Source organism: Agrobacterium sp. 16-2014-1-2a (assembly GCF_053522705.1).
Genome location: NZ_JBNWBX010000003.1, coordinates 255,705 through 278,896 on the forward strand (window position 1 = coordinate 255,705; position 23,192 = coordinate 278,896).

Genomic DNA, 23,192 nt, shown 5'->3' on the forward strand with positions numbered 1-23,192 from the left:
GGTATCAAGCCCTATTCAAATTCGAGGATGACCTCATCCACGGCGAGGCTATCGCCCGGCTTTGCCGACACTTTGGCGACCCGGCCGCGTTTTTCCGCACGCAGGATGTTCTCCATCTTCATTGCCTCCACCGTCGCCAGCGCCTGACCGGCTTCCACCTCGTCCCCCTCGCCAACCGAGATCCCGGTGATGACGCCCGGCATCGGGCAGAGCAACAGTTTCGACGTATCGGGCGGCAGCTTTTCCGGCATCAGCAGCGCCAGTTCCGCCACGCGCGGGCTGCGCACATGGGCGAGAACATCCATGCCGCGCCAGCGCAGGCGAACCGCCGCACCGGCAAGATCGACCTTGGCGGCGATCACCTCGCCCGCCACCGTGAACAGGCCAAGGCTGCGGCCGGGAAGCCAGCCGGTAGCGACTGTCAGCGCAGCACCATCCTCAAAACGGATTGCCATGCCTTCAGCACCGGTCTCCACGCTGACGCTTCGACGGGATCGACCAAGCGAAACCACCCAGTCCTGACCGACAATGCGACGATGATTGCCAATGGTACCGGAAATTTCGACCGCACGGTTTTGAAGCCGCTGGTGGATAACGGTGGCGATGGCTGCGAGCTTGCGCGCGGAGGCCTCATCGGGTTCGACCCCGGAAAAGCCCTCCGGAAATTCCTCGGCGATAAAACCCGTCGTCAAACGGCCGGCCCGAAAACGCTCGTGCTGCATGACAGCCGAGAGGAACGGCAGATTGTGGCCGATGCCCTCCACTTCGAAACGATCCAGCGCCTGCCCCATGGCATCGATGGCGGTTTCACGATCCTTTGCCCAGCTACAAAGCTTGGCGATCATCGGATCGTAATACATCGAGATTTCACCGCCTTCGAAGACGCCGGTATCGTTGCGGATCACGGTGCCGTTTTCCTGCTCGCCCTCTTGCGGCGGGCGATACCGTGTCAACCGGCCGATGGAGGGCAAGAAATTACGATACGGGTCTTCGGCATAAAGCCGGCTTTCGATTGCCCAGCCGTTCAACTTTATATCGGTCTGCCCGAAGGACAGCTTTTCGCCTGATGCCACGCGGATCATCTGCTCGACAAGATCAATGCCTGTGACGAGTTCCGTTACCGGATGTTCCACCTGCAGGCGCGTATTCATTTCCAAAAAGTAGAAATTGCGCTCGCCATCGACGATGAATTCCACCGTTCCGGCCGAATGGTAACCGACTGCTCTCGACAGAGCCACGGCCTGCTCGCCCATGGCCTTGCGCGTTGCCTCATCAAGAAAGGGCGATGGCGCTTCCTCGATGACCTTCTGGTTGCGGCGCTGGATCGAGCACTCTCGCTCGCCAAGGTAAAGGATATTGCCGTGTTGATCGCCCAGCACCTGAATTTCGATATGGCGCGGCTGGGTGACGAATTTCTCGATGAAGATGCGATCGTCCCCAAAGGAAGATTTCGCCTCGTTTTTTGACGACTGGAAACCCTCGCGCGCCTCCGCATCGTTAAAGGCGATGCGCATGCCCTTTCCGCCGCCGCCGGCCGAGGCCTTGATCATCACGGGATAACCGATCTCGGAGGCGATCCTCACCGCCTCATCTGCATCCCCAATCAGCCCCATATGGCCGGGCACGGTGGAAACACCGGCTTCCGCCGCTAGCTTCTTGGAGGTGATCTTGTCGCCCATGGCCTGGATAGCGCCGACCGGCGGGCCGATGAAGATCACACCCGCCTTCTCCAGCGCCTCGGCAAAGGCAGCGTTCTCCGACAGGAAGCCATAGCCGGGATGCACCGCATCAGCCCCGGTCTTCTCGATCGCAGCAAGGATTTTATCGATGACGATATAGGACTGCGACGAGGGCGCCGGACCGATATGAACGGCCTCATCCGCCATCTTCACATGCAAAGCATTGGCATCAGCATCCGAATAGACGGCAACCGTCGCAATGCCCATCTTCTTCGCCGTCTTGATGACCCGGCAGGCGATCTCGCCGCGATTGGCGATGAGAATTTTCTTGATCATTTGCCATCGCCTTCCAAAGTATGATTCTCAATCAGCGTCAGATACGCAGCGGGAACAGCATCGGTCAGCCAGACACCATTGTCGGCTTGAAAAAAGCTGTGGCCAGCGGCAAACATCCGACTGGCATCAACCATTAGGATGGCGGGTTTTCCGTGCCGCTGGCCGACCGCATGTGCCGTCACGCTGTCTGCCGAAAGGTGAACCTGCTGCCGGCTGCCCGGTCGCAATCCTTCCTGCAGGATAGCATCTAGGAAACGTGTCGCAGTACCATGGAAAAGCTGCGGCGGTGGTTCTAAAGGAGCGCTACCAAGATCGACCTTTACTGAATGCCCCTGCGCGGCCCGGATGCGGTGCCCATCTTCCGAAAGGGTGAAACGCATCTTGTCGCTTTCGGTAACGACCGCACGCAGACCGGCCTCGTCGAGCAGCGTGCCACTCGCATTTGCTTTTGCCAATAGATCTCCGACATCCGCCCAACCCTGAGCATCCAAGGTAAGCCCGATGCTTTCGGGCGCATGTCGCAGAACATAGCTCAGGAATTTGCTGGTGGCCGTCGACATTGAATTTCATTCCCTATTGGCGGATGACAGCACACTCAAATCTCGAAAAAGTTCTCGAAGGATTCCGGGAAATTCTGCCGGGCGACGCGCTCGTCGATGACAAGCATCGCCTGGTAGGAAAGCGGATCGAAATTCTTTTCCGCCGGCAAGACCTCGCGGCCGAACAGCAGGCTGAGGCGGGCCGCGTCGAGATTACCGCGCTCGAACGGCTCGGGACCAAAATGGTGCCAGAGCGAGTGCAGGAAGGCCGCATCGATGCGGTGTTCCTTGGAATCGTCCCGCGCCCTTCGAGGTATCATCTTGATGGGCGTTACCCCTTTTGGATTGGCGCGGCGGATGGTGAACTGGATGCCCGTGCTCGGCATGCCGGAGGGAAATCCCTTGTGTTTGGTCATTTCGGGCAGGTTCGCCATCTTTTGTCCTTCCAGAAGCATTTCCATTAAAAGCAGGTCCGCTTTTACGTCCGGATATGCGTAAATTCAAATAATTAGAGCGCTTTCATGGTCCTATTAAAACCAGAAGCGCTCTAGTCTTTTCGTTATGCCTTGCCGATTTTGTCCTGCGTCTTCTGCTCGAAGTCGGAGGCATCGTGGCGTTCGTGCAATTGTTCGGACGGATCGCCCGAAGTTTTGTTGACGATCACGCCGCGCTTGACCGCAGGTCGTTCGCCGATTTCAAGCGTCCAGCGCATAAGGTTCTTATAACCGGCCGCTTCAAGGAAAGCACCGGCATCGCCATAAGCCTGGCCGAGCGCGATCTTGCCATACCAGGGCCAGACGGCCATGTCGGCAATCGTATATTCCGAGCCCGCCAGATAACGGTTGTCGGCCAGATGACGGTCAAGCACGTCAAGCTGGCGTTTAACCTCCATGGCGTAACGGTCGATAGCATATTTGATCTTGATCGGGGCGTAGGCGTAGAAATGGCCGAAACCGCCGCCGAGGAAGGGGGCGGAACCCATCTGCCAGAACAGCCAGTTCAGCGCCTGCGTGCGGGCATTGCCCTCTTTCGGCAGGAAAGCGCCGAATTTTTCCGCGAGATAGACGAGGATCGAGCCGCTCTCGAAAACCCGGGTCGGCTCGGGCGTCGAATGATCCATCAGCGCCGGGATCTTGGAGTTCGGATTGACGCCGACAAAACCGGAGCCGAACTGGTCGCCTTCGCCGATCTTGATCAGCCAGGCATCATATTCGGCGCCCTTGTGGCCAGCGGCCAGCAATTCTTCCAGCATGATCGAGACCTTCTGGCCATTCGGCGTTGCCAGCGAATAAAGCTGCAACGGATGTTTGCCGACCGGCAATTCCTTGTCATGGGTGGGACCGGCGATCGGGCGATTGATATTGGCGAACTGGCCGCCATTACCCTTGTCCCAGGTCCAGACCTTGGGCACTTCATATCCGGCGGGAAAATTATCTGCGGAGGAGTTCTCGGCCATAAAAATCAGTCCTTGTGCGTTTCGGGAGGGCACCGAAGGTCGGGCGCCTGAACATCATTATAGTAAGGTGGCCAAAGTATTTTTCCAGCCCCAGGGCAGGTCAGAGCGGAATGGTATCGTGCTTTTTCCAGCGGGTTTCGACGTTCTTGCCCCGCAGCGAGGCAAAAGCACGAGCGATGCGGCGGCGCGAGGAATGCGGCATGATGACCTCATCGATGAAACCACGCTCTGCCGCCACGAAGGGATTGGCGAAACGCTCCTCATATTCCCTTGTGCGCGCGGCGATCTTGTCCGGATCGGAAAGCTCCGAGCGATAGAGGATTTCCGCTGCCCCTTTTGCGCCCATGACAGCGATTTCCGCAGTCGGCCAGGCATAGTTCACATCAGCGCCGATATGTTTGGATGCCATCACGTCATAAGCGCCGCCATAGGCCTTGCGGGTAATCAGCGTCACCATCGGAACCGTCGCCTCGGAATAGGCAAACAGCAGTTTCGCGCCGTGCTTGATGACGCCGCCATATTCCTGCGCCGTTCCGGGCAGGAAACCGGGCACATCCACCAGTGTCAGCAGGGGAATGTTGAAGGCATCGCAGAAGCGCACGAAGCGGGCGGCCTTGCGTGAGCTGTCAATATCTAGACACCCGGCCAGCACCATCGGCTGGTTTGCGACGACGCCTACCGTCTGGCCTTCCAGACGCATGAAACCGGTGATGATGTTTCTGGCAAACGCCTCCTGCAACTCGAAGAAATCGCCCTCGTCTGCGAGCGCATGGATCAGTTCCTTCATATCGTATGGCTTGTTCGAACTGTCGGGGATCAGCGTATCGAGGCGCGCTTCCAGCCGTGCGGGATCGTCATGAAAAGGCCGGACTGGCGGTTTTGCCCGATTATTCAGCGGCAGGAAATCGAAAAGCAGGCGCACATGCTCAAGTGTCTCGACGTCGTTTTCATAGGCGCCATCGGCAACGGAGGATTTTTTGGTGTGTGTGGAGGCGCCACCCAGCTCTTCCGCCGTGACGATCTCGTTGGTTACGGTCTTCACCACATCCGGCCCGGTTACGAACATGTAGGAGGTATCGCGCACCATGAAGATGAAGTCGGTCATGGCAGGCGAATAAACGGCACCACCGGCACACGGCCCCATGATGACAGAGATTTGAGGCACGACACCGGAGGCGATGACGTTGCGCTTGAAAACGTCGGCATAACCGCCGAGCGAAGCAACACCTTCCTGAATGCGCGCGCCGCCACTGTCGTTGAGGCCAATCACGGGCGCGCCGTTGCGCACGGCCATATCCATGATCTTGCAGATTTTCTGGGCATGGGTTTCCGACAGCGAACCGCCGAGCACGGTAAAATCCTGGCTGAAAACATAGACCTGCCGGCCGTTGATGGTGCCCCAGCCGGTAACGACGCCATCGCCCGCCACCTTTTGTTCGGCCATGCCGAAATCCACCGCCCGGTGGGTAACGTACATGTCGTACTCTTCGAAGGAACCTTCATCCAGCAACACATCGATGCGCTCGCGCGCCGTCAGCTTGCCCTTGGCATGCTGCGCCTCAATGCGCTTGACGCCGCCGCCGAGCCGCGCTTCGTCGCGGCGCGTCTGCAATTGCTCCAGAATGTTGGGCATGTTTCCTCCATGCGTTTCCTCAGAATCAATAGCTTAGAAAACATTCGCCTAGAAGCCTTGATCGTGCGCGTATGCGTGGCATAAATATTTGCAATATTTACTTTTGCAAAGTTGCAACATGGCTATGGAAAAGCTCTTCATCGGCCGCAAGGTCCGCGGCCTTCGCGAAAACGCCCGCCACGCAGGCACAGTTTGCCGAACGGCTCGGCATTTCGGCCAGTTATCTGAACCAGATCGAAAACAATCAGCGACCCGTTTCCGCCAGCGTTCTGGTGACGCTGGTGGAAAAATTCCAGCTCGACGTGACGGAGCTGGCAACCGGCGAAAACGACCGGCTGGTTTCCGCTGTGCGCGAGGCCCTGAAAGACCCGCTGTTCCTGAATTACGAGCCCGGGCTGCAGGAGCTGAAGCTGATTGCGCAGAACGCACCGGGTTTTGCCCATGCGCTTTTGCGCGCCCACCAGGCCTACCGGCAAAACAGCGAGCAGCTGGTGCAGCTGGATGACAGGCTGGGGCGGGGAACCGCGCAGGTGGAAAGAACACCTTACGAAGAGGTCCGCGATTTCTTTCACTTCGTCGACAATTACGTTGCCGAGATCGATCTTCTGGCGGAAGAACTTGCATACGAACTGGAGATAGAGGGCGGCGAGACCTACGGCATTCTCGCGGCCCATCTACGCAGCCGCTTCGGTGTCCATATCACCAGAACGGAGGCGGCGGGCGGATTGATCCGGCATTTCGATCCGGCCGGCAAAACGCTGGCGCTCAGTTCCTACATGGCAGCACCGACCCGCTGTTTTCAGCTTGCGCTTCAGATCGCCCAGCTTCATGCGGGAGCAACCGTGGACAGAGTGCTGGCCGGCGCCGGTTTCCGTAGCGCCGAAGCCGCGGAAATCTGTCGCATCGGCCTTCACAACTATTTCGCCGCCGCGCTGATCCTGCCATATGGGCAATTTCACCGGGCCGCGCAGGAATTGCGCCACGATCTGGAACTTCTGGCCGTGCGCTTCGGCGCGAGCCTTGAACAGGTGGCCCACAGGCTCAGCACTTTGCAACGCCCTGGTCAGAACGGCGTGCCGATCTTTTTCGCCAAGATCGACCGGGCTGGCAACATCACCAAACGCCACAGCGCCACAAGGCTGCAATTTGCCCGTTTCGGCGCGGCCTGTCCGCTCTGGAACATTCATCAGGCCTTCGAAAGCTCCGACAGGATAGTACGCCAGCTGGCGGAAACACCTGACGGCGTGCGCTATCTTTCCATCGCCACACAGATCGAAAAAGCCGGCGCCGGTTTCAACACGGACAGGCCACGTTATGCCATCGCGCTTGGCTGCGAAATTTCCCATGCGCAGAATTTCGTCTATGCCGATACACTCGATCTCGCCAATACCGCCTCCTTCAAGCCCATCGGCGTTTCCTGCCGGGTCTGCGAAAGGGTCGATTGCGTGCAGCGCGCCGTACCGCCGCTAAAACGCAAACTACATGTCGATCATCTCTCACGCGGAGCCTTGCCCTACCGGATCGCAGACTTCTAGCGCCGCGCGGCCATATCAGGGCAGCGGCACCATCGCGCGCCGCATGATATTTGCATAGTAGCCCCAGAACAGCCGGGCGGCGACGGAGCGCCAGGGCGTCCAGAGTTCCGCCCGCGCCGCCAGCCATTTCGCATCCGGCCGTGCCTCGAGCGAAAGCGCGTGGCCCACCGCAGCCCGCAGCGCCACATCACCAACCGGAAAAATATCGGGGTGGCCGCCGCAGAACATCAGATAGACTTCCGCCGTCCACGGACCAATGCCGCGAAGCGCCACCAGCTCCGAAAGGGCCAAATCTGCTTCCTTGCGACTGACGGCATCAAGATCGATGCGGCCATCCGCAACCGCGTGCGCCAACCCTTCCAGCGTTGTTGCCTTGGCCCGGGAAAGGCCGAAAGTGGCGTGCAATTCTTCCGGCACCGCCAGATAGTTTTCCGCCGTCACCGCCCCGCCCGTGCCGGCAAGGATACGCACCCATATGGCGTTCGCGCTGGCGCGCGACACCATCTGCGACACGACGATATGGGCAAGGCCCGCAAAGCCGGGCTCGTGAATACGCAACTCCAGCGGACCGGCTTTTTCGATAATAAGGCTAAGAGCCGGATCGAGGCGGGCAAGATGCGCCATACCTTCGCTGATATCGTCGAGGCCCCTGATGATTTTCATGTCTGCACAGCCCATATTCACGTTGGCCCGGCACCGGGTGGCGAGGCGCTTCAAAACATGGCAGAAGAAACCATGCCTTCGCCCGTCCGTCAAAAACCGGTTTATCGTTTTGCGCCCAGCCCCAATGGCGCCCTGCATCTGGGCCATGCGCTTTCCGCTTTTCTGAACCACGACATGGTGCGGGAAAACAGTGGCCATTTTCTGCTGCGCATCGAAGATATCGACCAGACGCGCTGCACTCCGGAGCTGGAGCAGGCGATCTATGATGATCTTGGCTGGCTGGGACTGGAATGGGAAAAGCCGGTGCGGCGGCAATCGGAGCACTTCGATGAGTATCGCACAGCACTCGACAGGCTGGTCGAGGCCGACCTCGCCTATCCCGCCTTCTTAAGCCGGGGTGAGACGAAAGCCATTGTCAGGGCCTTTGAGGCAGAGGGAAGGCTCTGGCCGCGCGATCCCGACGGCGCGCCGCTTTACCCCGCAATAGATCGGCAAAGGCCGCAGGCGGAACGGGCCGAACTTCTGGCATCAGGCAGGCAACACGCCTGGCGGCTCGACATGGAAAAGGCGGTCCGCACCTTGCACAGCAAGCTGTTCTGGCGCGAGAGCGGCGACGGGCAGACCGGGGAAATCGAAGCTTTGCCGGCGCTGTGGGGCGATGTGGTGCTGTCGCGCTCCGACGCCCCCTCCAGCTATCATCTTTCCGTTGTGGTGGATGACGCGCTGCAAGGCATCACCCATGTGGTGCGCGGCATGGATCTGTTTAACGCAACCGCCATTCACCGGCTGCTGCAACAATTGCTTGACCTATCGCCACCCGCTTATCACCACCACCGGCTGATTTTGGGTGCTGATGGGCGCAAGCTCTCGAAAAGCGAAGGCAGCACCGGCCTTTCAGCGCTTCGGGCGGAAGGAAAAACGCCGTCAGATATCCGCCGGCTTGTCGGGCTCCTCTAGCACCTGCTCGCGGCGCGCACTGTTGCCGGCGATATTGCGGCGGATGATCTGCCGGACCTTGTATTTCATCAGAGCGGCATTCACTTCCGCACCCAGCATGAAGATGACACCCACCATGTAAAGAAACACCAGAACCACCATCACCGAGGCCAGACCGGCGTAGGTGGCGGCATAATTGGCGAAGGTGGAGAGGTAATAGGCAAAGATCGCCGCGCCGATGACCCAGAAGATCATTGTCAGCAGAATGCCAGGCCAGACATCCCAGATGCGGCGTTTGCCGGCCGGAAGCCACAGATGCGCCGCCACCAGCCCGACCGTCAGAACGACGATGGTGCCGTAAAGTCCGAGGCTGGAAACAGTGTTCAGCGCATCCGTCAGCCAGGGAAACCGCTGCTCGGCAAAGGACGTTGCGACCGGCACCGCAACAAGCACGATGCTGATGCCGGTAAAGACTACCACTGCGATCAATACATAAAGCAGACTGAGAAGACGGGTGATGTACCACCAGCGCGTTTCCGTGACGCGATAGGCGCGGTTGAGCGAGATTCTGAGCGCCTCGACGCCGTTGGAGGCAAAATATGCGGCCGCCAGCACCGAAATTGTCAGCAGTCCGCCGCGCGGAATGGTCAGGACCTGCTGCACCTGCGCGGCAAGCGGACCTGCGATCGCTTCCGGCCAGGTGTCAAAAATCAGATGCACCGCCGTCTCGGAAAACTGGTCAGCCCCCAGAAAACCGGCCAAAGCCGTGCCGAAAATCAGGAACGGGAACAGCGCCAGCAGGATGGAAAGCGCCATGTGGCTCGCCATCGCCCAGCCGTCATCCTCGGCAAAATGAGAATAGGCATCGAAGGCAACCTTGCCTGCCAGGCGCACTGCGGCAACCATGTCGCCTCCATTCATCGGCATTTCATTTGTAACTTCGCCCCGAATATGGGAAGTCAGCTCTACTTTGTACAGCGCACAAGCCCGCCTTTCGGTTCCCGCAGGCATACAGATTTTGCGCAATACAATTTTCACAGGCCGGACCATCGGGCCAGCGCAACATTCGGCTTTCCGGAGCGGCATAGATGCCTGAAAAACCCGTCATCATAATTACCGGATGTTCCTCGGGCATCGGAGCCCATTGTGCCGGCGCGCTTCACCGCGACGGCTGGAGGGTGTTTGCCACCGTGCGTCGCATCGTCGATATGGCCGCGCTCGAAAATCAGGGCATAGAAACCCTGATCATGGACTATACCAAGCCCGAAACCATCGCGGCTCTCGTGGATACGGTTGCGGCCAGAACCGGAGGCCGCATCGATGCGCTGTTCAACAATGGCGCCTATGGCCAGCCGGGTGCTGTGGAGGATCTGCCGGTGGAAGCACTGCGGCAGCAATTCGAAACCAACGTCTTCGGCTGGCACGATCTGACGCGGCGGGTCATTCCCTTCATGCGCCAGCGCGGTTCAGGGCGCATCGTGCATTGCTCCTCCATTCTCGGCCTCGTTCCCTATCGTTATCGCGGCGCCTATACCGCATCGAAATTCGCCATCGAGGGCCTTGGCGTCACGCTGCGCATGGAACTTCAGGACAGCGGCATCCATGTGAGCATGATCGAACCGGGGCCGATCACGTCGAAATTCACCACGACGGCGCTTGCCCACGTCAGGGACAAGATCGATCTGGAAAACTCGGCCCATGCTGTGGAATACAAGCGTCAGCTGGCGAGGATGGATGGGTCCGGCCCGGTCAACCGCCACAAGCTTGGCCCCGATGCCGTTTACGCCGTGCTGAAACACGCCCTGACCGCCGCAAAGCCAAAACCGCATTATCCCGTCACCGTTCCCGCCAAACAGGGGCTGTTGCTGAAACGGCTCTTGCCTGCCGGACTGTTCTATCGTCTGCTGCGCAGATTCGATTGAGGAGGAGTACCCCCTAAATGTCCGGCTTCACCACTGTTCTGGCCCTTATCGTCATGGGCCTCGTTGTCATCGTGCTGATACGAGGCCTTTTCAACATGCTGAAGGGCCAAGACGCCAACCGTTCCAACAAGTTGATGCAGCTTCGCCTCCTGTTGCAGGCCATCGCCATCGTGCTCATCATGCTGACCCTTTGGCTCACCGGCGGCGGACGCTGACATGGTGAAGCTGAACAAGATCTACACCCGCACCGGCGACAAGGGCACGACGGCGCTGGTGTCCGGTCCCCGCCGCCTGAAGCACGATCTTCGCGTCGAGGCCTATGGCACGGTGGACGAAACGAATTCGGCGATCGGCGTGGCGCGGCTGCATACCGTCAATACTGATATTGCCAGCATGGAAAAGCTGGATGCCATGCTGTTCCGCATCCAGAACGATATGTTCGACCTTGGCGCGGATCTCGCGACCCCGGAAACCGGCGAGCCGCCGGCCTACGAACCGCTGCGCATTGTCGAGAGCCAGGTCACGCGGCTGGAAAACGAAATCGACGACCTCAACTCCGCAATTGACCCCCTGACCTCCTTCGTGCTGCCGGGCGGCAATGCGGCGGCGGCCAATCTGCATCTGGCGCGCACGATCTGCCGACGGGCGGAACGGCTCATGGTGGAGCTCTCGGTTGCTGAAAACGAGATCGTCAGCCCGGAAGCGCTGAAATATGTCAACCGCCTGTCCGACTTCCTGTTCGTTGCCGCCCGTTTTGCCAATGACATGGGCAAGGCTGACATATTGTGGGTTCCCGGCAAGAACCGCTAAAGCCTATCTCTCGCACAAACGAAGGGCATTCGATGTTCATACCGCTGCACGATGCGAATTCCCTCAAACATATCCGGCTGCAATATGTCACGATCGGCCTGATCGTGGTCAACGTGCTGGTATGGCTATTTACCGGCGTGCTTGCCAGTGACGTCCAGGCCAATGCCGCAGCGCTCGGCCTCGGTTTCATCCCGGCTGTGGTGTTCGATTACGCCTACCTGGAGCCGGCCTTACAGGTGGTGCCGGATGACCTGACCGTCGTCACCTATGCGTTCCTGCATCTGGATTTCTGGCACATGGCAGGCAACATGCTGTTTCTGTGGGTCTTCGGCGACAACGTCGAGGACGCACTCGGCCATTTCCGTTTCCTTATCTTTTACATCGCCTGCGCCATAGCCGGCGCGCTGTTGCACGGCTTCGTCGCACCCATGTCGGAAGGGCCGCTTATCGGTGCATCAGGCGCTGTTTCCGGCGTCGTCGCGGCCTATTTTCTCCTGCATCCCAAGGTGCGCGTCTGGGTTCTGGTGTTCATGCGCATTCCGTTGCCCTTGCCTGCCTTCATTCCGCTGGCGCTATGGATCGGACAGCAATTTCTGATGCTGGCACTTGGCCTTGAGGAAAATGTTTCCTGGGGGGCACATGTGGGCGGCATATTGGCCGGGGCTGTGATGGTAATTTTCATGCGCCGGCCGGACGTTCCCCTGTTCGACCGCACGATTGTTCCGCCAAGGGCGGCGCAGTTCAAGAATCCGTCGCAAACGGCGGGGTTGTCGCAAATCGAACGGGGCTATGACGGGAGCAGATGAGCCGTTGACGGAGAGATAAATTATTTACGTTAACGTCAACGTAAGGTATGCCTTGCGTGCATGTGATAATGAACATTGCTCCGTTGTATTTGCGGGAAAAATGCTTATCCATGTCGCCAACCTGTTTTTGGAGGTCCGCGCGGTCTTGTCGCCTCGCGGACAGGAGTTTGAGGAAAACCGCCGATGAAGATCCTTGTCCCTGTCAAACGAGTTGTTGATTACAACGTCAAGATCCGCGTGAAGTCGGATGGTTCGGGCGTTGAACTCGCGAATGTGAAGATGTCGATGAACCCGTTCGACGAAATCTCGGTGGAAGAGGCTCTGCGGCTGAAAGAAGCCGGCAAGGCCGAAGAAGTCGTGGTCGTGTCGATCGGCCCTGCCAAGGCGGAAGAGACGCTGCGCACGGCGCTCGCCATGGGTGCCGACCGCGCCATCCTGATCGAGACCGAAGAGACGGTCGAACCGCTGGCCGTCGCCAAGCTTTTGAAGGGCGTGGCGGAAGCCGAGCAGCCCGGCCTCGTCATCGTCGGCAAGCAGGCGATCGACGACGACAGTAACCAGACCGGTCAGATGCTGGCCGCCCTTCTCGGCTGGGGCCAGGGCACCTTCGCCTCCAAGGTCGTACCGTCTGATGGCAAGGTCGCTGTGACGCGTGAAGTCGATGGCGGCCTGCAGACGGTCGAACTGAAACTTCCCGCTGTCGTGACCACCGATCTTCGTCTGAACGAGCCGCGTTACGCCTCGCTGCCGAACATCATGAAGGCAAAGAAGAAGCCGCTCGACAAGAAGACCCCGGCCGATTTCGGCGTCGATGTCACGCCGCGTCTGAAGGTTCTGAAGACAGAAGAGCCGGCTGGCCGCAAGGCCGGCATCAGGGTCGGCTCGGTGGCTGAGCTGGTTGAAAAGCTCAAAGCCGACGGCGTCCTCTAAGGTTTCGGAAAAGGGAGATTACAACATGGCCATTCTTCTTCTGGCAGAACACGACAACGCAACCCTTTCCGACCTGACGGCGAAGACGCTGACGGCGGCAACGCAGATTGGCGGCGACGTCCACGTGCTCGTTGCCGGCTCCGGTGCGAAGGGTGCCGCCGACGCGGCGGCGAAACTGTCCGGCGTTGCCAAGGTACTGCTTGCCGACGACGCATCCTATGCCAACGCGCTTGCCGAGCCGCTGGCGGCGCTGATCGTTTCGCTCAGCCCTTCCTATGACGTCATCATCGCACCGGCGACCGCTTCGGCCAAGAATGTCGCCCCGCGCGTCGCAGCCCTTCTCGATGTGGCCCAGGTCTCGGAAATCATTGAGGTCGTCAGCCCGGATACTTTCAAACGTCCAATCTATGCCGGCAACGCCATCCAGACGGTGCAGGCAAGCGACGCCAAGAAGGTCATCACCGTGCGCCCCACCGCGTTTGCGGCAGCCGCTGAAGGTGGTTCGGCACCGGTGGAAACCATCGGTGCTGCCGAGAACCCCGGCGTTTCTGTCTTTGTATCCGACGCGCTCGCCTCTTCCGATCGTCCGGAACTGACCTCTGCGAAGATCATCATCTCGGGCGGTCGCGCACTCGGCTCCTCGGAAAAGTTCCGCGAAGTGATCCTGCCGGTTGCCGACAAGCTCGGTGCAGCCGTCGGCGCATCGCGCGCAGCCGTCGATGCGGGTTATGCACCGAACGACTGGCAGGTCGGTCAGACCGGCAAGGTCGTGGCACCGCAGCTTTACATCGCTGCCGGCATTTCGGGCGCCATCCAGCATCTGGCCGGTATGAAGGACTCGAAGGTCATCGTTGCCATCAACAAGGACGAGGAAGCGCCGATCTTCCAGGTTGCCGATTACGGCCTCGTCGCAGACCTGTTCGAGGCTCTGCCAGAACTCCAGAAGGCTCTGTGATTTTAAGCCTTTAGCCAAAGGCGGCGCGTTTTTTGAACGCGCCGCCTTCTCTTTTTCGGCGATATGCGTAACATCGCCGCAAATGACGCAGATGAAATCCCATGAGGAGACCAGCATATGACCGCCCCCTTTAAAAACATCGGTATCATCGGAGCCGGTCAAATGGGTTGCGGCATCGCGCATGTTTCCGCCTTGGCCGGTTACAAGGTGCACATTTACGATCTTTCCAAGGACGGCATCGAAGCCGGCCTTGCCACGATCAACGGCAATCTTGCCCGTCAGGTCACCAACGGCAAGCTCTCCGACGACGCCCGCAAAGATGCGCTGGCGCTCATCAGCGGTTCGACTGACGTCAACGATCTGGCGCCCATGGATCTGGTCATTGAGGCTGCTACCGAAAACGAGGAAATCAAACGCAAGATCTATGCGCAGATCTGCCCGGTACTGAAGCCCGAAGCGCTTTTGGCCACTAACACTTCTTCGCTCTCCATCACTCGCCTTGCGTCCGCGACCGATCGTCCCGAACAGTTCATGGGCATCCACTTCATGAACCCGGTGCCTGTGATGAAGCTGGTAGAGCTGGTGCGCGGTATCGCCACCAACGAAAAGACCTTCGATGCGGCGAAGGACTATGTGCGGACGCTGGAAAAGGCGATCACCGTCGCCGAGGATTTCCCGGCCTTCATCGTCAACCGCATCCTGCTGCCGATGATCAACGAGGCGATCTACACGCTCTATGAGGGCGTCGGTTCGGTGGAAGCAATCGACACCGCCATGCGGCTCGGCGCCAACCATCCGATGGGACCGTTGCAGCTTGCCGACTTCATCGGTCTCGACACCTGTTTGTCGATCATGCAGGTACTGCATGACGGGCTGGCCGACAGCAAATACCGCCCCTGCCCGCTGCTGGTGAAATATGTAGAGGCCGGCTGGCTCGGCCGCAAATCTGGTCGCGGTTTTTACGATTACCGTGGAGAGACACCGGTTCCGACGCGCTAAGGCGCAAGAGATATTCCTCGGATATCATTCGAGATGACGGGAGGAAAATCCCTCCCGCACTGGACAATTATTTAGCCTTCACTGCCGATACCAACGCCTTGGCATCTTCGCTGTCCCAGGCTGCCGGACCGTTCATGGCGGCGATCAGGCAGCCTTTTTCGTCCAGAAGAAGCGTTGCGGGAAGGCCAAAAGCCAGCCCTTCCTTTTTCAGAACATTGAAGATGCCCATGGAGCTGTCGCGGTAAAGTTTCAGCGCGTCGATCTTGTATTCGTCAATGAAGGCTTTCGGTTTCTCGTCCGCGCCGGTGTCGATATTGACCGCAACAACCTCAAAGCCATCGCTGCCCTTTTCCTTCTCGAGTGCGTTCAGCGCAGGCATTTCCTCCCGGCATGGCACGCACCAAGTGGCCCACAGATTGAGGAGAACCGCCTTGCCCTTGAGATCGGCAAGCGACATGTCCGACCCTTGCGGACCCTTGAAGGACAGCGGGATGACGCGCGGCGTATCCGTGGCCGACATGGCCGCCACCTGGCCCTTCAGGAGGGGTTTCAGCGAGGCGATGCGGTTTGCCGCACCTTCACATAAACCGGCCTCGGCAACCGCTGCCCCTTGAACCGGGCTCTCAGACCCAATATGCCTGAACCAGACCGCACCCGCGCCGAACACGACACCGGCAACGGCAGCAATTGCAACCAATCTGGCGGAAGGAAGCCTGAACGGCCTTTTTTCTGTCATCGAATACTCCAGGGCACGCAGAACATGGCTGACGGCACAGATCAGAAATCCTCCAACCAGATGTGGGGCGGACGTTTCGCTTCCGGGCCATCAGCCATCATGGAAGAGATAAATGCCTCCATCGGCTTCGACAAGAAGCTTTATGCCCAGGACATCCGCGGCTCTATAGCGCATGCCACCATGCTGGCGGAAAAAGGCATTATTTCGCAGGAAGATAAAGACAAGATCGTTCACGGCCTGAACACGATCCTGTCAGAAATCGAGGCCGGCAGTTTCGAATTCTCGCGCAAGCTCGAAGACATTCACATGAACATCGAGGCGCGGCTTGCCACCCTCATCGGCACGGCGGCAGGGCGGCTGCACACCGCCCGCTCGCGCAACGACCAGGTGGCGCTCGATTTCCGCCTCTGGGTCAAGGAAGAGCTGCAGAAGACGGAAGGCATGCTGACCGCGCTCATCTCCGCCTTCCTCGACCGCGCCGAGGAAAATGCCGATACGGTCATGCCCGGCTTCACCCATCTGCAGACGGCCCAACCCGTCACCTTCGGCCATCATTGCATGGCCTATGTGGAAATGTTCGGCCGTGACCGCGCCCGCGTGCGTCACGCGATCGAACATCTGGATGAAAGCCCGATCGGTGCAGCAGCGCTGGCCGGCACCGGTTATCCTATCGACCGCCACATGACGGCAAAGGCCCTCGGCTTCCGCGAGCCGACCCGCAACTCCATCGACACCGTTTCCGACCGCGATTTCGCGCTGGAGTTCCTGTCGATCGCCTCAATCTGCGCCACGCATCTGTCGCGCCTCGCCGAAGAAATCGTCATCTGGTCGACGCCGCAATTCGGCTTTATCCGCCTGTCCGATGCCTTTTCCACCGGCTCGTCGATCATGCCGCAGAAGAAGAACCCCGACGCCGCCGAACTGGTGCGCGCCAAGACCGGCCGCATCAACGGCTCGCTGGTGGCGCTTCTGACTGTGATGAAGGGCCTGCCACTCGCCTATTCCAAGGACATGCAGGAAGACAAGGAACAGGTTTTCGATGCCGCCGAAAGCCTGGAACTGGCCATCGCCGCCATGACCGGCATGATCCGCGACCTTGAGGTGCGCAAGGACCGCATGCGTGCGGCCGCCGGTTCGGGCTATTCCACCGCCACCGATCTTGCTGACTGGCTGGTGCGCGAGGCAGGCCTGCCCTTCCGCGACGCCCACCATGTGACCGGAAATGCGGTGGCACTGGCGGAAAAGAAAGGCTGCGATCTGGCCGATCTTTCGCTGGAAGACCTGCAGGCGATCCATCCGGCCATTACAAGCGGCGTTTTCGACGTCCTTTCAGTCGAGGCATCGGTTGCCAGCCGCACCAGCTTCGGCGGCACGGCTCCTTCCGAGGTCAAGAAGCAGATCGCCTGGTGGCGTGGACGCAACTAACGCATCGGACCGAAAAGTGTGAAGCGGTTTTCGGAAAATCCGATGCGCAGACAAATTAAAATGAGCGGCGGAAACGATTTCATTTTTCTCCGCCGCCCTCATAAATCTGCGTTACGCTGCGATCACAAGAAACAGGGTGCACAAGCGCCCTGTTTTTCGTTATCAGAGAAGCACATATTTCCTTTGGACAGGCTCATGCTTTCAAAAACCGCGCGCAATCTCATCGTTCCCATCGGCATGACGCTCGCCGTCAGTCTTGCTCTCAGTGCCTGCGGGCGAAAAGGCGATATCGATCCGCCGAGCACGCCGGTCGAAATGCGCAACAAGCGCAATGCCGACGGAACCGAGACGAAGCCGGCAACGGCGGAGCGGCCGTTCATCCTCGACAAGCTTCTCTGACGGGAAAAAGCCTGTGAACCATTTTGGCTATATCGACGGCGTGCTTCACGCCGAAAACGTGCCCGTGCCTGAGATCGCCAAGGCGGTCGGCACGCCGTTCTATGTCTATTCGACCGCGACGCTGGAGCGCCACTACAAGGTGTTCTCAGGCGCTTTCGCCGATGTGGACGCCATGGTCTGTTACGCCATGAAGGCCAATTCCAACCAGGCCGTTCTGAGGACGCTGGCAAAGCTCGGCGCGGGTATCGACGTGGTATCCGGCGGCGAATTGCGCCGCGCGCTTGGCGCCGGTGTACCGGCAAACCGCATCATGTTCTCCGGCGTCGGCAAGACGGTGGCGGAAATGGATTACGCGCTGGAAGCCGGCATCTACTGCTTCAACATCGAATCCGAGCCGGAGCTTGAGGTCCTCAACCTGCGCGCCGTCAAGGCCGGAAAAAGGGCGCATGTGTCCTTCCGCATCAATCCGGATGTGGATGCGCGCACTCATGCCAAGATTTCCACCGGCAAAAAAGAAAACAAGTTCGGCATTTCCTATGAGCGGGCGCGTGCGGTCTATGCCCATGCCGCCACTCTGCCCGGCATCGAAGTCACCGGCATCGACATGCATATCGGCAGCCAGATCACAGAATTGCAGCCCTTCGAGGATGCGTTCCGCTTGCTGCGCGAACTGGTGGAATCCCTGCGCGCGGACGGGCACACGATCAGTCACGTCGATATCGGCGGCGGCCTCGGCATTCCCTACCGCGAGGACAATAATCCGCCGCCGCTGCCGGATGCCTATGCGCATATCGTCAAGAACGAGCTAAAGAGCCTCAACTGCAAGATCATCACCGAACCGGGACGCCTGATCGTCGGCAATGCCGGCATTCTGGTGACGGAAGTGATCTATGTGAAGGATGGCGGCGAAAAGAACTTCGTGATTGTCGATGGCGCGATGAACGACCTCATCCGCCCGACGCTTTACGAGGCCTATCACGGCATCCGCCCGGTCGTGCAGCCCGCGGTGGACGCCCCTCGCATCAAGGCCGATATCGTTGGCCCCGTCTGCGAAACGGGTGACTATCTGGCGCTGGACCGCGAGATGGCCGCACCGCAGCCGGGTGATCTGATTGCCGTCAGCTCCGCCGGTGCTTACGGCGCCGTGCAGGCAGGCACCTATAATTCGCGCCTGCTGGTGCCGGAAGTGCTGGTAAAGGGTGACAAGTTCCACGTCATCCGCCCGCGCGGAACCTATGAAGAGCTGATCGCTCTCGATTCAGTACCCGCCTGGCTCGATTGATCCGCCATACATCCGGCTTGGTCGATCACAATTGAGCGAAGCTGCCTAAAAAATGGGGGTGAGCATCCGCTTGCCCTCGTCTTCGCCACAAAGAATGTTATCCTTGCTTCTCATAATACAAGCAGCTCGCCGTTCCGGGAATGGCGTTTGACGTGGCCAGAACCGGGAGAACGGATTGATGACCACAGCCGGAGAGGACAGGACAGGCAGAAAGCGCCCAACCGGCGCATTCGCGCAGCGGCCGGATCTTGCCCGCCGGGTTGCGGCTAAACGCTTCTTCGCAAAAATCGTGTTGTTTTCGGAAAGAGTAGCACCGAAGACGCTGTGGCCGCTTTCCATCGCCGCCGCGTTTCTGGCGCTCGCATGGTTCGGCCTCTACCGGCAAATGCCTGACTTAGTACGGCTGGGCATCGTTTTCCTGCTGGTTTTCGGTTTCATCAGCACCATCCTGCCAATCGTCCGGCTGAAATGGCCGACAGACAACGACGCGTCCCGCCTTCTGGAAGAACGCAATGGTCTCGCTCACCAGCCAGTCGGCGTGCAGGAAGACGAACCGGCGTTGGACACCCCCATTTCCCGCGCCTTGTGGAAAGAACACCAGATCCGTATGGCGGAACGCATCGCCGCGCTGAATGCCGGCCTGCCGAAACCCGATATCGCCCGTTACGACCGCTCGGCACTACGCGCCATTCCCGCCCTTTTTCTGGTTGTCGCCTTCGGTTTTTCCTATTCCAATGGTGCAGGCACGATTGCAGATGCCTTCCGTAGCCGACCGGCAGCCGGTCCGCTCAATCCCGATATCCGTCTCGACGCCTGGGTCACGCCGCCCGCCTATACCGGCCGCGCCCCGATTTTTCTGACAGGGCGCGATGCGACAGGCCACGACGCGGTGTCCGTGCCACAATCCTCCAAACTGACGATCCGTATGACCGGTGGCGATGGCGGCGAGGAAGTGACCTTCGAGCCTGAGACCGCCGGCGCCCTGCAGAAGCTTGCCCCCGAAGCGGCACGCGCCGACAGCGCAAGTGGCGATGTGGCGGCACAGACAGAAAAACGCGCGCCGGATCAACCTGTTACGCCGCGCACCTTTGCGATGGATGTGACCGAAAGCGGCATGATCACCGCCAATGGCGAACAATGGGTGTTCAACGTCATTCCTGACCAGCCACCGACCATCGGCTTCGACAACATGCCGCGCCGCGCCGTCAATGGTGCGCTGGAGGTGGGTTTCACCGCCAAGGACGACTATGGCATCAAGGAAGCCCACGCCATCATCGAGCCGCTTGGCGTTGCGGAGGGTGCAACAGCACTTTACCCGCCGCCGGAATTCAAGCTCGACCTGCCGCGGCAGAACAACCGCGAGATCAAGGGGCTGACCAGCCGCAACCTGACCGAACATCCCATGGCAGGTAAGCGCGTGCGCATCACGCTGGTGGCAACAGACGGTGCCGGCCAGACCGGCCGCAGCCCCGCGCATGAAATGGTGCTGCCGGGCCGCAATTTCTCTGAACCGCTGGCGGCTTCGGTTGCGGAACAGCGGCAGATATTCTCGCTCGACACGCGCCAGATGCCAAAGGCGATCGCCTATAACGAGGCGGTTGGTCTGCGTCCGGAAGAAACCATTCCCAACACCACGCACTATCTCCTGCTGCAATCGGCGCAGACCCGCATGCGGCTCGCCTATAATGAGGAGATGCTGAAGAACACCGCCGATTATCTCTGGGAGATCGCGCTCGGCATCGAGGATGGTGATCTTTCGCAGGCGGAAAAACGCCTGCGTGATGCGCAGACAGCGCTTTCCGAGGCGCTTCAGCGCAATGCCTCCGATGAGGAAATCGCCAAGCTGATGCAGGAACTGCGTGAGGCGATGCAGCAGTTCATGAGCGAGCTTGCACAGCGCATGCAGAATGCGCCGCAAGCCAACATGAACCAGCAGGCACAAAACGTGTTGCGGCAGCGCGATCTGGAAAACATGATGAACCAGATCGAAAACCTCGCGCGCTCCGGCAACCGTGACGCAGCACAGGAAATGCTCTCGCAGCTGCAACGCATGATGAACAACCTGCAGGCGGGACGGCCGCAACGTCAGGGCCAGCAGGGGCAGCAGCAAAGCAGCAAGATGCGCCAGCAGATCGACAAGCTGGGTGAAATTCTGCAACAGCAGCAGAAGCTGATGGACGAGACCTTCAAGCTCGATCAGGCGCTGCGTGACCGCATGCAGCGCGGCGACCCGCAGGATGGCGGCGAAGGTCAGGACCCGCAGACGGGTGAAAACGGTGAATCACCGCAACAGGGCCAGCAGGGCCAGCAGGGCGAGAACGGCCAGCAAGGCGGACAGCCGAGCGAGCAGATGACGGCCGAACAATTGCGCGAGGCGCTGAAAAATCTGAGGGCGCAGCAGGACGCGCTGGGCAAGCAGCTGGGCGAATTGCAGCAGGGCCTTCGTGATCTCGGCATGGAGCCGGGCGAAAACTTCGGCAAGGCGCAGCAGGAAATGGAAGGCGCCGGCGAAGCACTCGGCAAAAGCCAGGGCGAACAGGCGGTCGAGGGTCAGGGCAATGCGCTGAACGCGCTGCGACAGGGCGCACAGGATATGATGGGCCAGATCATGCAGGCCATGCGCCAGCAGGGACAGCAGCCCGGACAGGGGCAGGAAGGCATGGCGGGCCAAGGCGGACAGAACGGCCGCGATCCACTCGGCCGTCCGCGCAGCACAACCGGCCCCGATTTCGGCGACCAGGTGAAGGTGCCTGATGAGATCGACGTGCAGCGCGCCCGCGAAATTCTCGAGGCTATTCGCGAAAAGCTCGGCAACAACCCGCCGGGTGAAATCGAGCGGCGTTATCTGGAGCGGTTGCTGGATATACGGTGAGGATGGAGGCCGCCATTCCTAGCGATCGGGCCTGTTTAACCTCGCGCATTTTTGAGGAAAGGCTAGCTTATCAAACACTCAACGTCATCCTCGGCCTTGTCCCGAGCATGACGGCGGAGAGATTTGACAACTCCGCAACAAAAAAGGCGGCCCAAAGGGCCACCCTTTCTCAAATCTCTGTAGCCTTATCGCTCAGGCCGCAAGCGCCCGCGCAACAGCCTTGCGGATATCCGGAAGCGCAAAAGGTTTTGAAACCACGTCCACGATCTTTTCTGCCAGATCATCAGCACGTTCGCGCTGTTCGGCATAACCCGTCATCAACAGGATGCGCATGGCCGGGAAGCGTTCGGCGGCGCGGTGCGCCAGCTCGATGCCATCCATGACCGGCATGCGGATATCCGAAAGAAGGAGATCGAAATTGGTTTCCTGAAGCTTCTCCAGCCCCTGCTCGCCGTCTGCCGCCTCATGGGTCTCGTGACCGTCGAGACGCAGCGCACGGGCAACGAAAGCCCGCAATGCATCCTCATCTTCGGTAATCAGAATCTTCGCCATTAATCATTGCTCCTGGGCATCATTTCCAGCCGTGAGCAACATCGCAGGCTCCTCTTTTCAAGAGGTAAACACCCAGGGTTTCGCTGGGTGAATGGTTAATGAGGCGTCTCCGGCATGTCCCATCCCGGCACGGCAGAAATCGTCAGGCGTCGCCCCTGACGACGCCTACGAAGGGCAGTTCGCGGAAGGCGTAAGCCACATCCATGCCGTAACCGACAACGAAATAATCGGGACATTCGAAACCGACATAGTCGGCCTCCAGATCTTCCTTGCGCTTGACCTTCTTGTCGAGCAGCACGGCGATGGTGACGTGACGGGCGCCGCGTTCGTAAAGCAGTTCCTTGGCGAAACGCAGCGTGCGGCCGGATTCGAGAATATCGTCGATCAGAAGAACATCGCGGTCCTTCACGTCGCTGTCGATATCCTTGACGATCTTCACCCCTTGCGAAACGGTGCCGGCACCGTAGCTCGAAAGCGTGATGAATTCGACTTCGGGGGCAAGGCCGCTGTCATGCAGCGCGCGGATGAGATCGGCCGCGAAAATGAACGATCCCTTGAGCACGGCGATGACCAGCAAATCCTTGGTCGGGCCGCTCGCTATATGCTTGGCCATGTCGCGATTGCGCTCGGCAATCTGCTCGGCGGTGTAAAGCGGCTCAATGTTTTTTCCACGGACGACGGGCATTCTTTCTCCTGTGCTGCGCCTTGCCGATTTTACCTTTCAGTA

General features: G+C 59.5%; 22 protein-coding genes and 1 pseudogene. 13 read left to right on the forward strand and 10 right to left on the reverse strand.

The genetic code is table 11. The features are described from left to right. Positions 1 to 11: 11 nt before the first annotated feature. From ACQZ45_RS12795 to ACQZ45_RS12815, 5 genes are all read right to left on the reverse strand, one after another. Positions 12 to 2,015, reverse strand: a complete 2,004-nt coding sequence (locus tag ACQZ45_RS12795; RefSeq protein ID WP_065687908.1) for an acetyl-CoA carboxylase biotin carboxylase subunit — start codon at positions 2,013 to 2,015, stop codon at positions 12 to 14. Continuing rightward, complete coding sequence (locus tag ACQZ45_RS12800; protein WP_065687909.1) at positions 2,012 to 2,575, reverse strand: RNA 2'-phosphotransferase; 564 nt, start codon at positions 2,573 to 2,575, stop codon at positions 2,012 to 2,014. Before ACQZ45_RS12800 ends, ACQZ45_RS12795 begins: the two co-directional genes overlap by 4 nt. A gap of 35 nt (positions 2,576 to 2,610) precedes the next feature. Continuing rightward, complete coding sequence (locus ACQZ45_RS12805) at positions 2,611 to 2,988, reverse strand: hypothetical protein (RefSeq protein WP_013761770.1); 378 nt, start codon at positions 2,986 to 2,988, stop codon at positions 2,611 to 2,613. A 125-nt stretch (positions 2,989 to 3,113) separates the two neighbouring features. Then, positions 3,114 to 4,010, reverse strand: coding sequence for a glutathione-dependent disulfide-bond oxidoreductase (gene yghU / locus ACQZ45_RS12810; RefSeq protein WP_003511310.1), 897 nt, complete (start codon positions 4,008 to 4,010; stop codon positions 3,114 to 3,116). 100 nt (positions 4,011 to 4,110) lie between these two features. After that, positions 4,111 to 5,643 (reverse strand): acyl-CoA carboxylase subunit beta, encoded by a 1,533-nt coding sequence (locus tag ACQZ45_RS12815; protein WP_448742266.1) that lies wholly within the window; start codon positions 5,641 to 5,643, stop codon positions 4,111 to 4,113. A gap of 118 nt (positions 5,644 to 5,761) precedes the next feature. Between ACQZ45_RS12815 and ACQZ45_RS12820 the strand changes: the two are divergent. Further along, positions 5,762 to 7,178 (forward strand): annotated as a pseudogene (locus tag ACQZ45_RS12820) (helix-turn-helix domain-containing protein). 15 nt (positions 7,179 to 7,193) lie between these two features. Here ACQZ45_RS12820 and ACQZ45_RS12825 read toward each other — a convergent pair. Beyond that, the gene (locus ACQZ45_RS12825) at positions 7,194 to 7,841 is read right to left on the reverse strand and encodes a DNA-3-methyladenine glycosylase family protein (RefSeq protein ID WP_035251496.1); all 648 of its coding nucleotides are present in this window, start codon (positions 7,839 to 7,841) and stop codon (positions 7,194 to 7,196) included. A gap of 72 nt (positions 7,842 to 7,913) precedes the next feature. On the opposite strand from ACQZ45_RS12825, the gene gluQRS reads away from it, so the two are divergent. Then, a complete protein-coding gene (gene gluQRS / locus ACQZ45_RS12830) occupies positions 7,914 to 8,798 on the forward strand; it encodes a tRNA glutamyl-Q(34) synthetase GluQRS (protein ID WP_003511314.1) in 885 nt (294 codons plus the stop codon). Here the strand turns inward: gluQRS and ACQZ45_RS12835 are convergent. After that, the gene (locus tag ACQZ45_RS12835; protein ID WP_003511315.1) at positions 8,766 to 9,683 is read right to left on the reverse strand and encodes a YihY/virulence factor BrkB family protein; all 918 of its coding nucleotides are present in this window, start codon (positions 9,681 to 9,683) and stop codon (positions 8,766 to 8,768) included. The two genes, gluQRS and ACQZ45_RS12835, sit on opposite strands and share 33 nt — an antisense overlap. 182 nt (positions 9,684 to 9,865) lie before the next feature. Between ACQZ45_RS12835 and ACQZ45_RS12840 the strand changes: the two genes are divergently transcribed. From ACQZ45_RS12840 to ACQZ45_RS12870, 7 genes are all read left to right on the forward strand, one after another. Further along, on the forward strand, positions 9,866 to 10,699 hold the full coding sequence (locus ACQZ45_RS12840) for an SDR family oxidoreductase (protein ID WP_003511316.1): 834 nt from the start codon (positions 9,866 to 9,868) through the stop codon (positions 10,697 to 10,699). 17 nt (positions 10,700 to 10,716) lie between these two features. Further along, entirely contained in the window at positions 10,717 to 10,914 is a 198-nt protein-coding gene (locus tag ACQZ45_RS12845; protein ID WP_003497428.1) for a twin transmembrane helix small protein, read from the forward strand. Position 10,915: 1 nt separating this feature from the next. Further along, positions 10,916 to 11,509, forward strand: a complete 594-nt coding sequence (locus tag ACQZ45_RS12850; RefSeq protein WP_003511317.1) for a cob(I)yrinic acid a,c-diamide adenosyltransferase — start codon at positions 10,916 to 10,918, stop codon at positions 11,507 to 11,509. Between the two features lie 32 nt (positions 11,510 to 11,541). Beyond that, a complete protein-coding gene (locus ACQZ45_RS12855) occupies positions 11,542 to 12,315 on the forward strand; it encodes a rhomboid family intramembrane serine protease (protein WP_003511318.1) in 774 nt (257 codons plus the stop codon). Positions 12,316 to 12,498: 183 nt separating this feature from the next. Then, a complete protein-coding gene (locus ACQZ45_RS12860) occupies positions 12,499 to 13,245 on the forward strand; it encodes an electron transfer flavoprotein subunit beta/FixA family protein (RefSeq protein ID WP_003511320.1) in 747 nt (248 codons plus the stop codon). A 25-nt stretch (positions 13,246 to 13,270) separates the two neighbouring features. Beyond that, positions 13,271 to 14,200 (forward strand): electron transfer flavoprotein subunit alpha/FixB family protein, encoded by a 930-nt coding sequence (locus tag ACQZ45_RS12865; RefSeq protein ID WP_003511321.1) that lies wholly within the window; start codon positions 13,271 to 13,273, stop codon positions 14,198 to 14,200. A gap of 117 nt (positions 14,201 to 14,317) precedes the next feature. Next, positions 14,318 to 15,199 (forward strand): 3-hydroxybutyryl-CoA dehydrogenase, encoded by an 882-nt coding sequence (locus tag ACQZ45_RS12870; protein WP_013761782.1) that lies wholly within the window; start codon positions 14,318 to 14,320, stop codon positions 15,197 to 15,199. Positions 15,200 to 15,266: 67 nt separating this feature from the next. On the opposite strand, the gene tlpA is transcribed toward ACQZ45_RS12870, so the two are convergent. Further along, a complete protein-coding gene (tlpA, locus tag ACQZ45_RS12875; RefSeq protein ID WP_448742267.1) occupies positions 15,267 to 15,935 on the reverse strand; it encodes a thiol:disulfide interchange protein TlpA in 669 nt (222 codons plus the stop codon). A 24-nt stretch (positions 15,936 to 15,959) separates the two neighbouring features. Between tlpA and argH the strand changes: the two genes are divergently transcribed. The 4 genes from argH (at position 15,960) to ACQZ45_RS12895 (ending at position 21,913) form a co-directional block, all read left to right on the forward strand. Beyond that, positions 15,960 to 17,360, forward strand: coding sequence for an argininosuccinate lyase (gene argH, locus ACQZ45_RS12880; protein ID WP_003511325.1), 1,401 nt, complete (start codon positions 15,960 to 15,962; stop codon positions 17,358 to 17,360). A gap of 195 nt (positions 17,361 to 17,555) precedes the next feature. Beyond that, positions 17,556 to 17,759 (forward strand): LPS translocon maturation chaperone LptM, encoded by a 204-nt coding sequence (lptM, locus tag ACQZ45_RS12885; protein ID WP_003511326.1) that lies wholly within the window; start codon positions 17,556 to 17,558, stop codon positions 17,757 to 17,759. Positions 17,760 to 17,772: 13 nt separating this feature from the next. Beyond that, positions 17,773 to 19,041: a diaminopimelate decarboxylase gene (lysA, locus tag ACQZ45_RS12890; RefSeq protein WP_003511327.1), complete on the forward strand. Its 1,269-nt coding sequence runs from the start codon at positions 17,773 to 17,775 to the stop codon at positions 19,039 to 19,041. A gap of 178 nt (positions 19,042 to 19,219) precedes the next feature. After that, positions 19,220 to 21,913, forward strand: a complete 2,694-nt coding sequence (locus tag ACQZ45_RS12895) for a TIGR02302 family protein (protein WP_448742268.1) — start codon at positions 19,220 to 19,222, stop codon at positions 21,911 to 21,913. Positions 21,914 to 22,105: 192 nt separating this feature from the next. Here the strand turns inward: ACQZ45_RS12895 and ACQZ45_RS12900 are convergent, their stop codons facing one another. Together ACQZ45_RS12900 and hpt are read right to left on the reverse strand one after the other, a co-directional pair. Further along, the gene (locus ACQZ45_RS12900; RefSeq protein WP_003511329.1) at positions 22,106 to 22,465 is read right to left on the reverse strand and encodes a response regulator; all 360 of its coding nucleotides are present in this window, start codon (positions 22,463 to 22,465) and stop codon (positions 22,106 to 22,108) included. A gap of 142 nt (positions 22,466 to 22,607) precedes the next feature. Further along, positions 22,608 to 23,150, reverse strand: coding sequence for a hypoxanthine phosphoribosyltransferase (gene hpt / locus ACQZ45_RS12905; protein WP_448742269.1), 543 nt, complete (start codon positions 23,148 to 23,150; stop codon positions 22,608 to 22,610). Between the last annotated feature and the right edge of the window lie 42 nt (positions 23,151 to 23,192).

Bases quoted from the DNA above. Each gene is read 5' to 3' on its own strand.
- ACQZ45_RS12870 (WP_013761782.1), top strand. From the start codon at position 14,318: ATGACCGCCCCCTTTAAAAACATCGGTATCATCGGAGCCGGTCAAATG.
- ACQZ45_RS12840 (WP_003511316.1), top strand. From the start codon at position 9,866: ATGCCTGAAAAACCCGTCATCATAATTACCGGATGTTCCTCGGGCATC.
- ACQZ45_RS12895 (WP_448742268.1), top strand. From the start codon at position 19,220: ATGACCACAGCCGGAGAGGACAGGACAGGCAGAAAGCGCCCAACCGGC.
- ACQZ45_RS12835 (WP_003511315.1), bottom strand. From the start codon at position 9,683: ATGGTTGCCGCAGTGCGCCTGGCAGGCAAGGTTGCCTTCGATGCCTAT.
- argH (WP_003511325.1), top strand. From the start codon at position 15,960: ATGGCTGACGGCACAGATCAGAAATCCTCCAACCAGATGTGGGGCGGA.
- ACQZ45_RS12845 (WP_003497428.1), top strand. From the start codon at position 10,717: ATGTCCGGCTTCACCACTGTTCTGGCCCTTATCGTCATGGGCCTCGTT.
- hpt (WP_448742269.1), bottom strand. From the start codon at position 23,150: ATGCCCGTCGTCCGTGGAAAAAACATTGAGCCGCTTTACACCGCCGAG.
- lptM (WP_003511326.1), top strand. From the start codon at position 17,556: ATGCTTTCAAAAACCGCGCGCAATCTCATCGTTCCCATCGGCATGACG.
- ACQZ45_RS12795 (WP_065687908.1), bottom strand. From the start codon at position 2,015: ATGATCAAGAAAATTCTCATCGCCAATCGCGGCGAGATCGCCTGCCGG.
- ACQZ45_RS12805 (WP_013761770.1), bottom strand. From the start codon at position 2,988: ATGGCGAACCTGCCCGAAATGACCAAACACAAGGGATTTCCCTCCGGC.
- ACQZ45_RS12850 (WP_003511317.1), top strand. From the start codon at position 10,916: ATGGTGAAGCTGAACAAGATCTACACCCGCACCGGCGACAAGGGCACG.
- ACQZ45_RS12855 (WP_003511318.1), top strand. From the start codon at position 11,542: ATGTTCATACCGCTGCACGATGCGAATTCCCTCAAACATATCCGGCTG.
- ACQZ45_RS12825 (WP_035251496.1), bottom strand. From the start codon at position 7,841: ATGAAAATCATCAGGGGCCTCGACGATATCAGCGAAGGTATGGCGCAT.
- gluQRS (WP_003511314.1), top strand. From the start codon at position 7,914: ATGCCTTCGCCCGTCCGTCAAAAACCGGTTTATCGTTTTGCGCCCAGC.
- ACQZ45_RS12800 (WP_065687909.1), bottom strand. From the start codon at position 2,575: ATGTCGACGGCCACCAGCAAATTCCTGAGCTATGTTCTGCGACATGCG.
- ACQZ45_RS12900 (WP_003511329.1), bottom strand. From the start codon at position 22,465: ATGGCGAAGATTCTGATTACCGAAGATGAGGATGCATTGCGGGCTTTC.
- ACQZ45_RS12815 (WP_448742266.1), bottom strand. From the start codon at position 5,643: ATGCCCAACATTCTGGAGCAATTGCAGACGCGCCGCGACGAAGCGCGG.
- ACQZ45_RS12860 (WP_003511320.1), top strand. From the start codon at position 12,499: ATGAAGATCCTTGTCCCTGTCAAACGAGTTGTTGATTACAACGTCAAG.
- ACQZ45_RS12865 (WP_003511321.1), top strand. From the start codon at position 13,271: ATGGCCATTCTTCTTCTGGCAGAACACGACAACGCAACCCTTTCCGAC.
- yghU (WP_003511310.1), bottom strand. From the start codon at position 4,010: ATGGCCGAGAACTCCTCCGCAGATAATTTTCCCGCCGGATATGAAGTG.
- tlpA (WP_448742267.1), bottom strand. From the start codon at position 15,935: ATGACAGAAAAAAGGCCGTTCAGGCTTCCTTCCGCCAGATTGGTTGCA.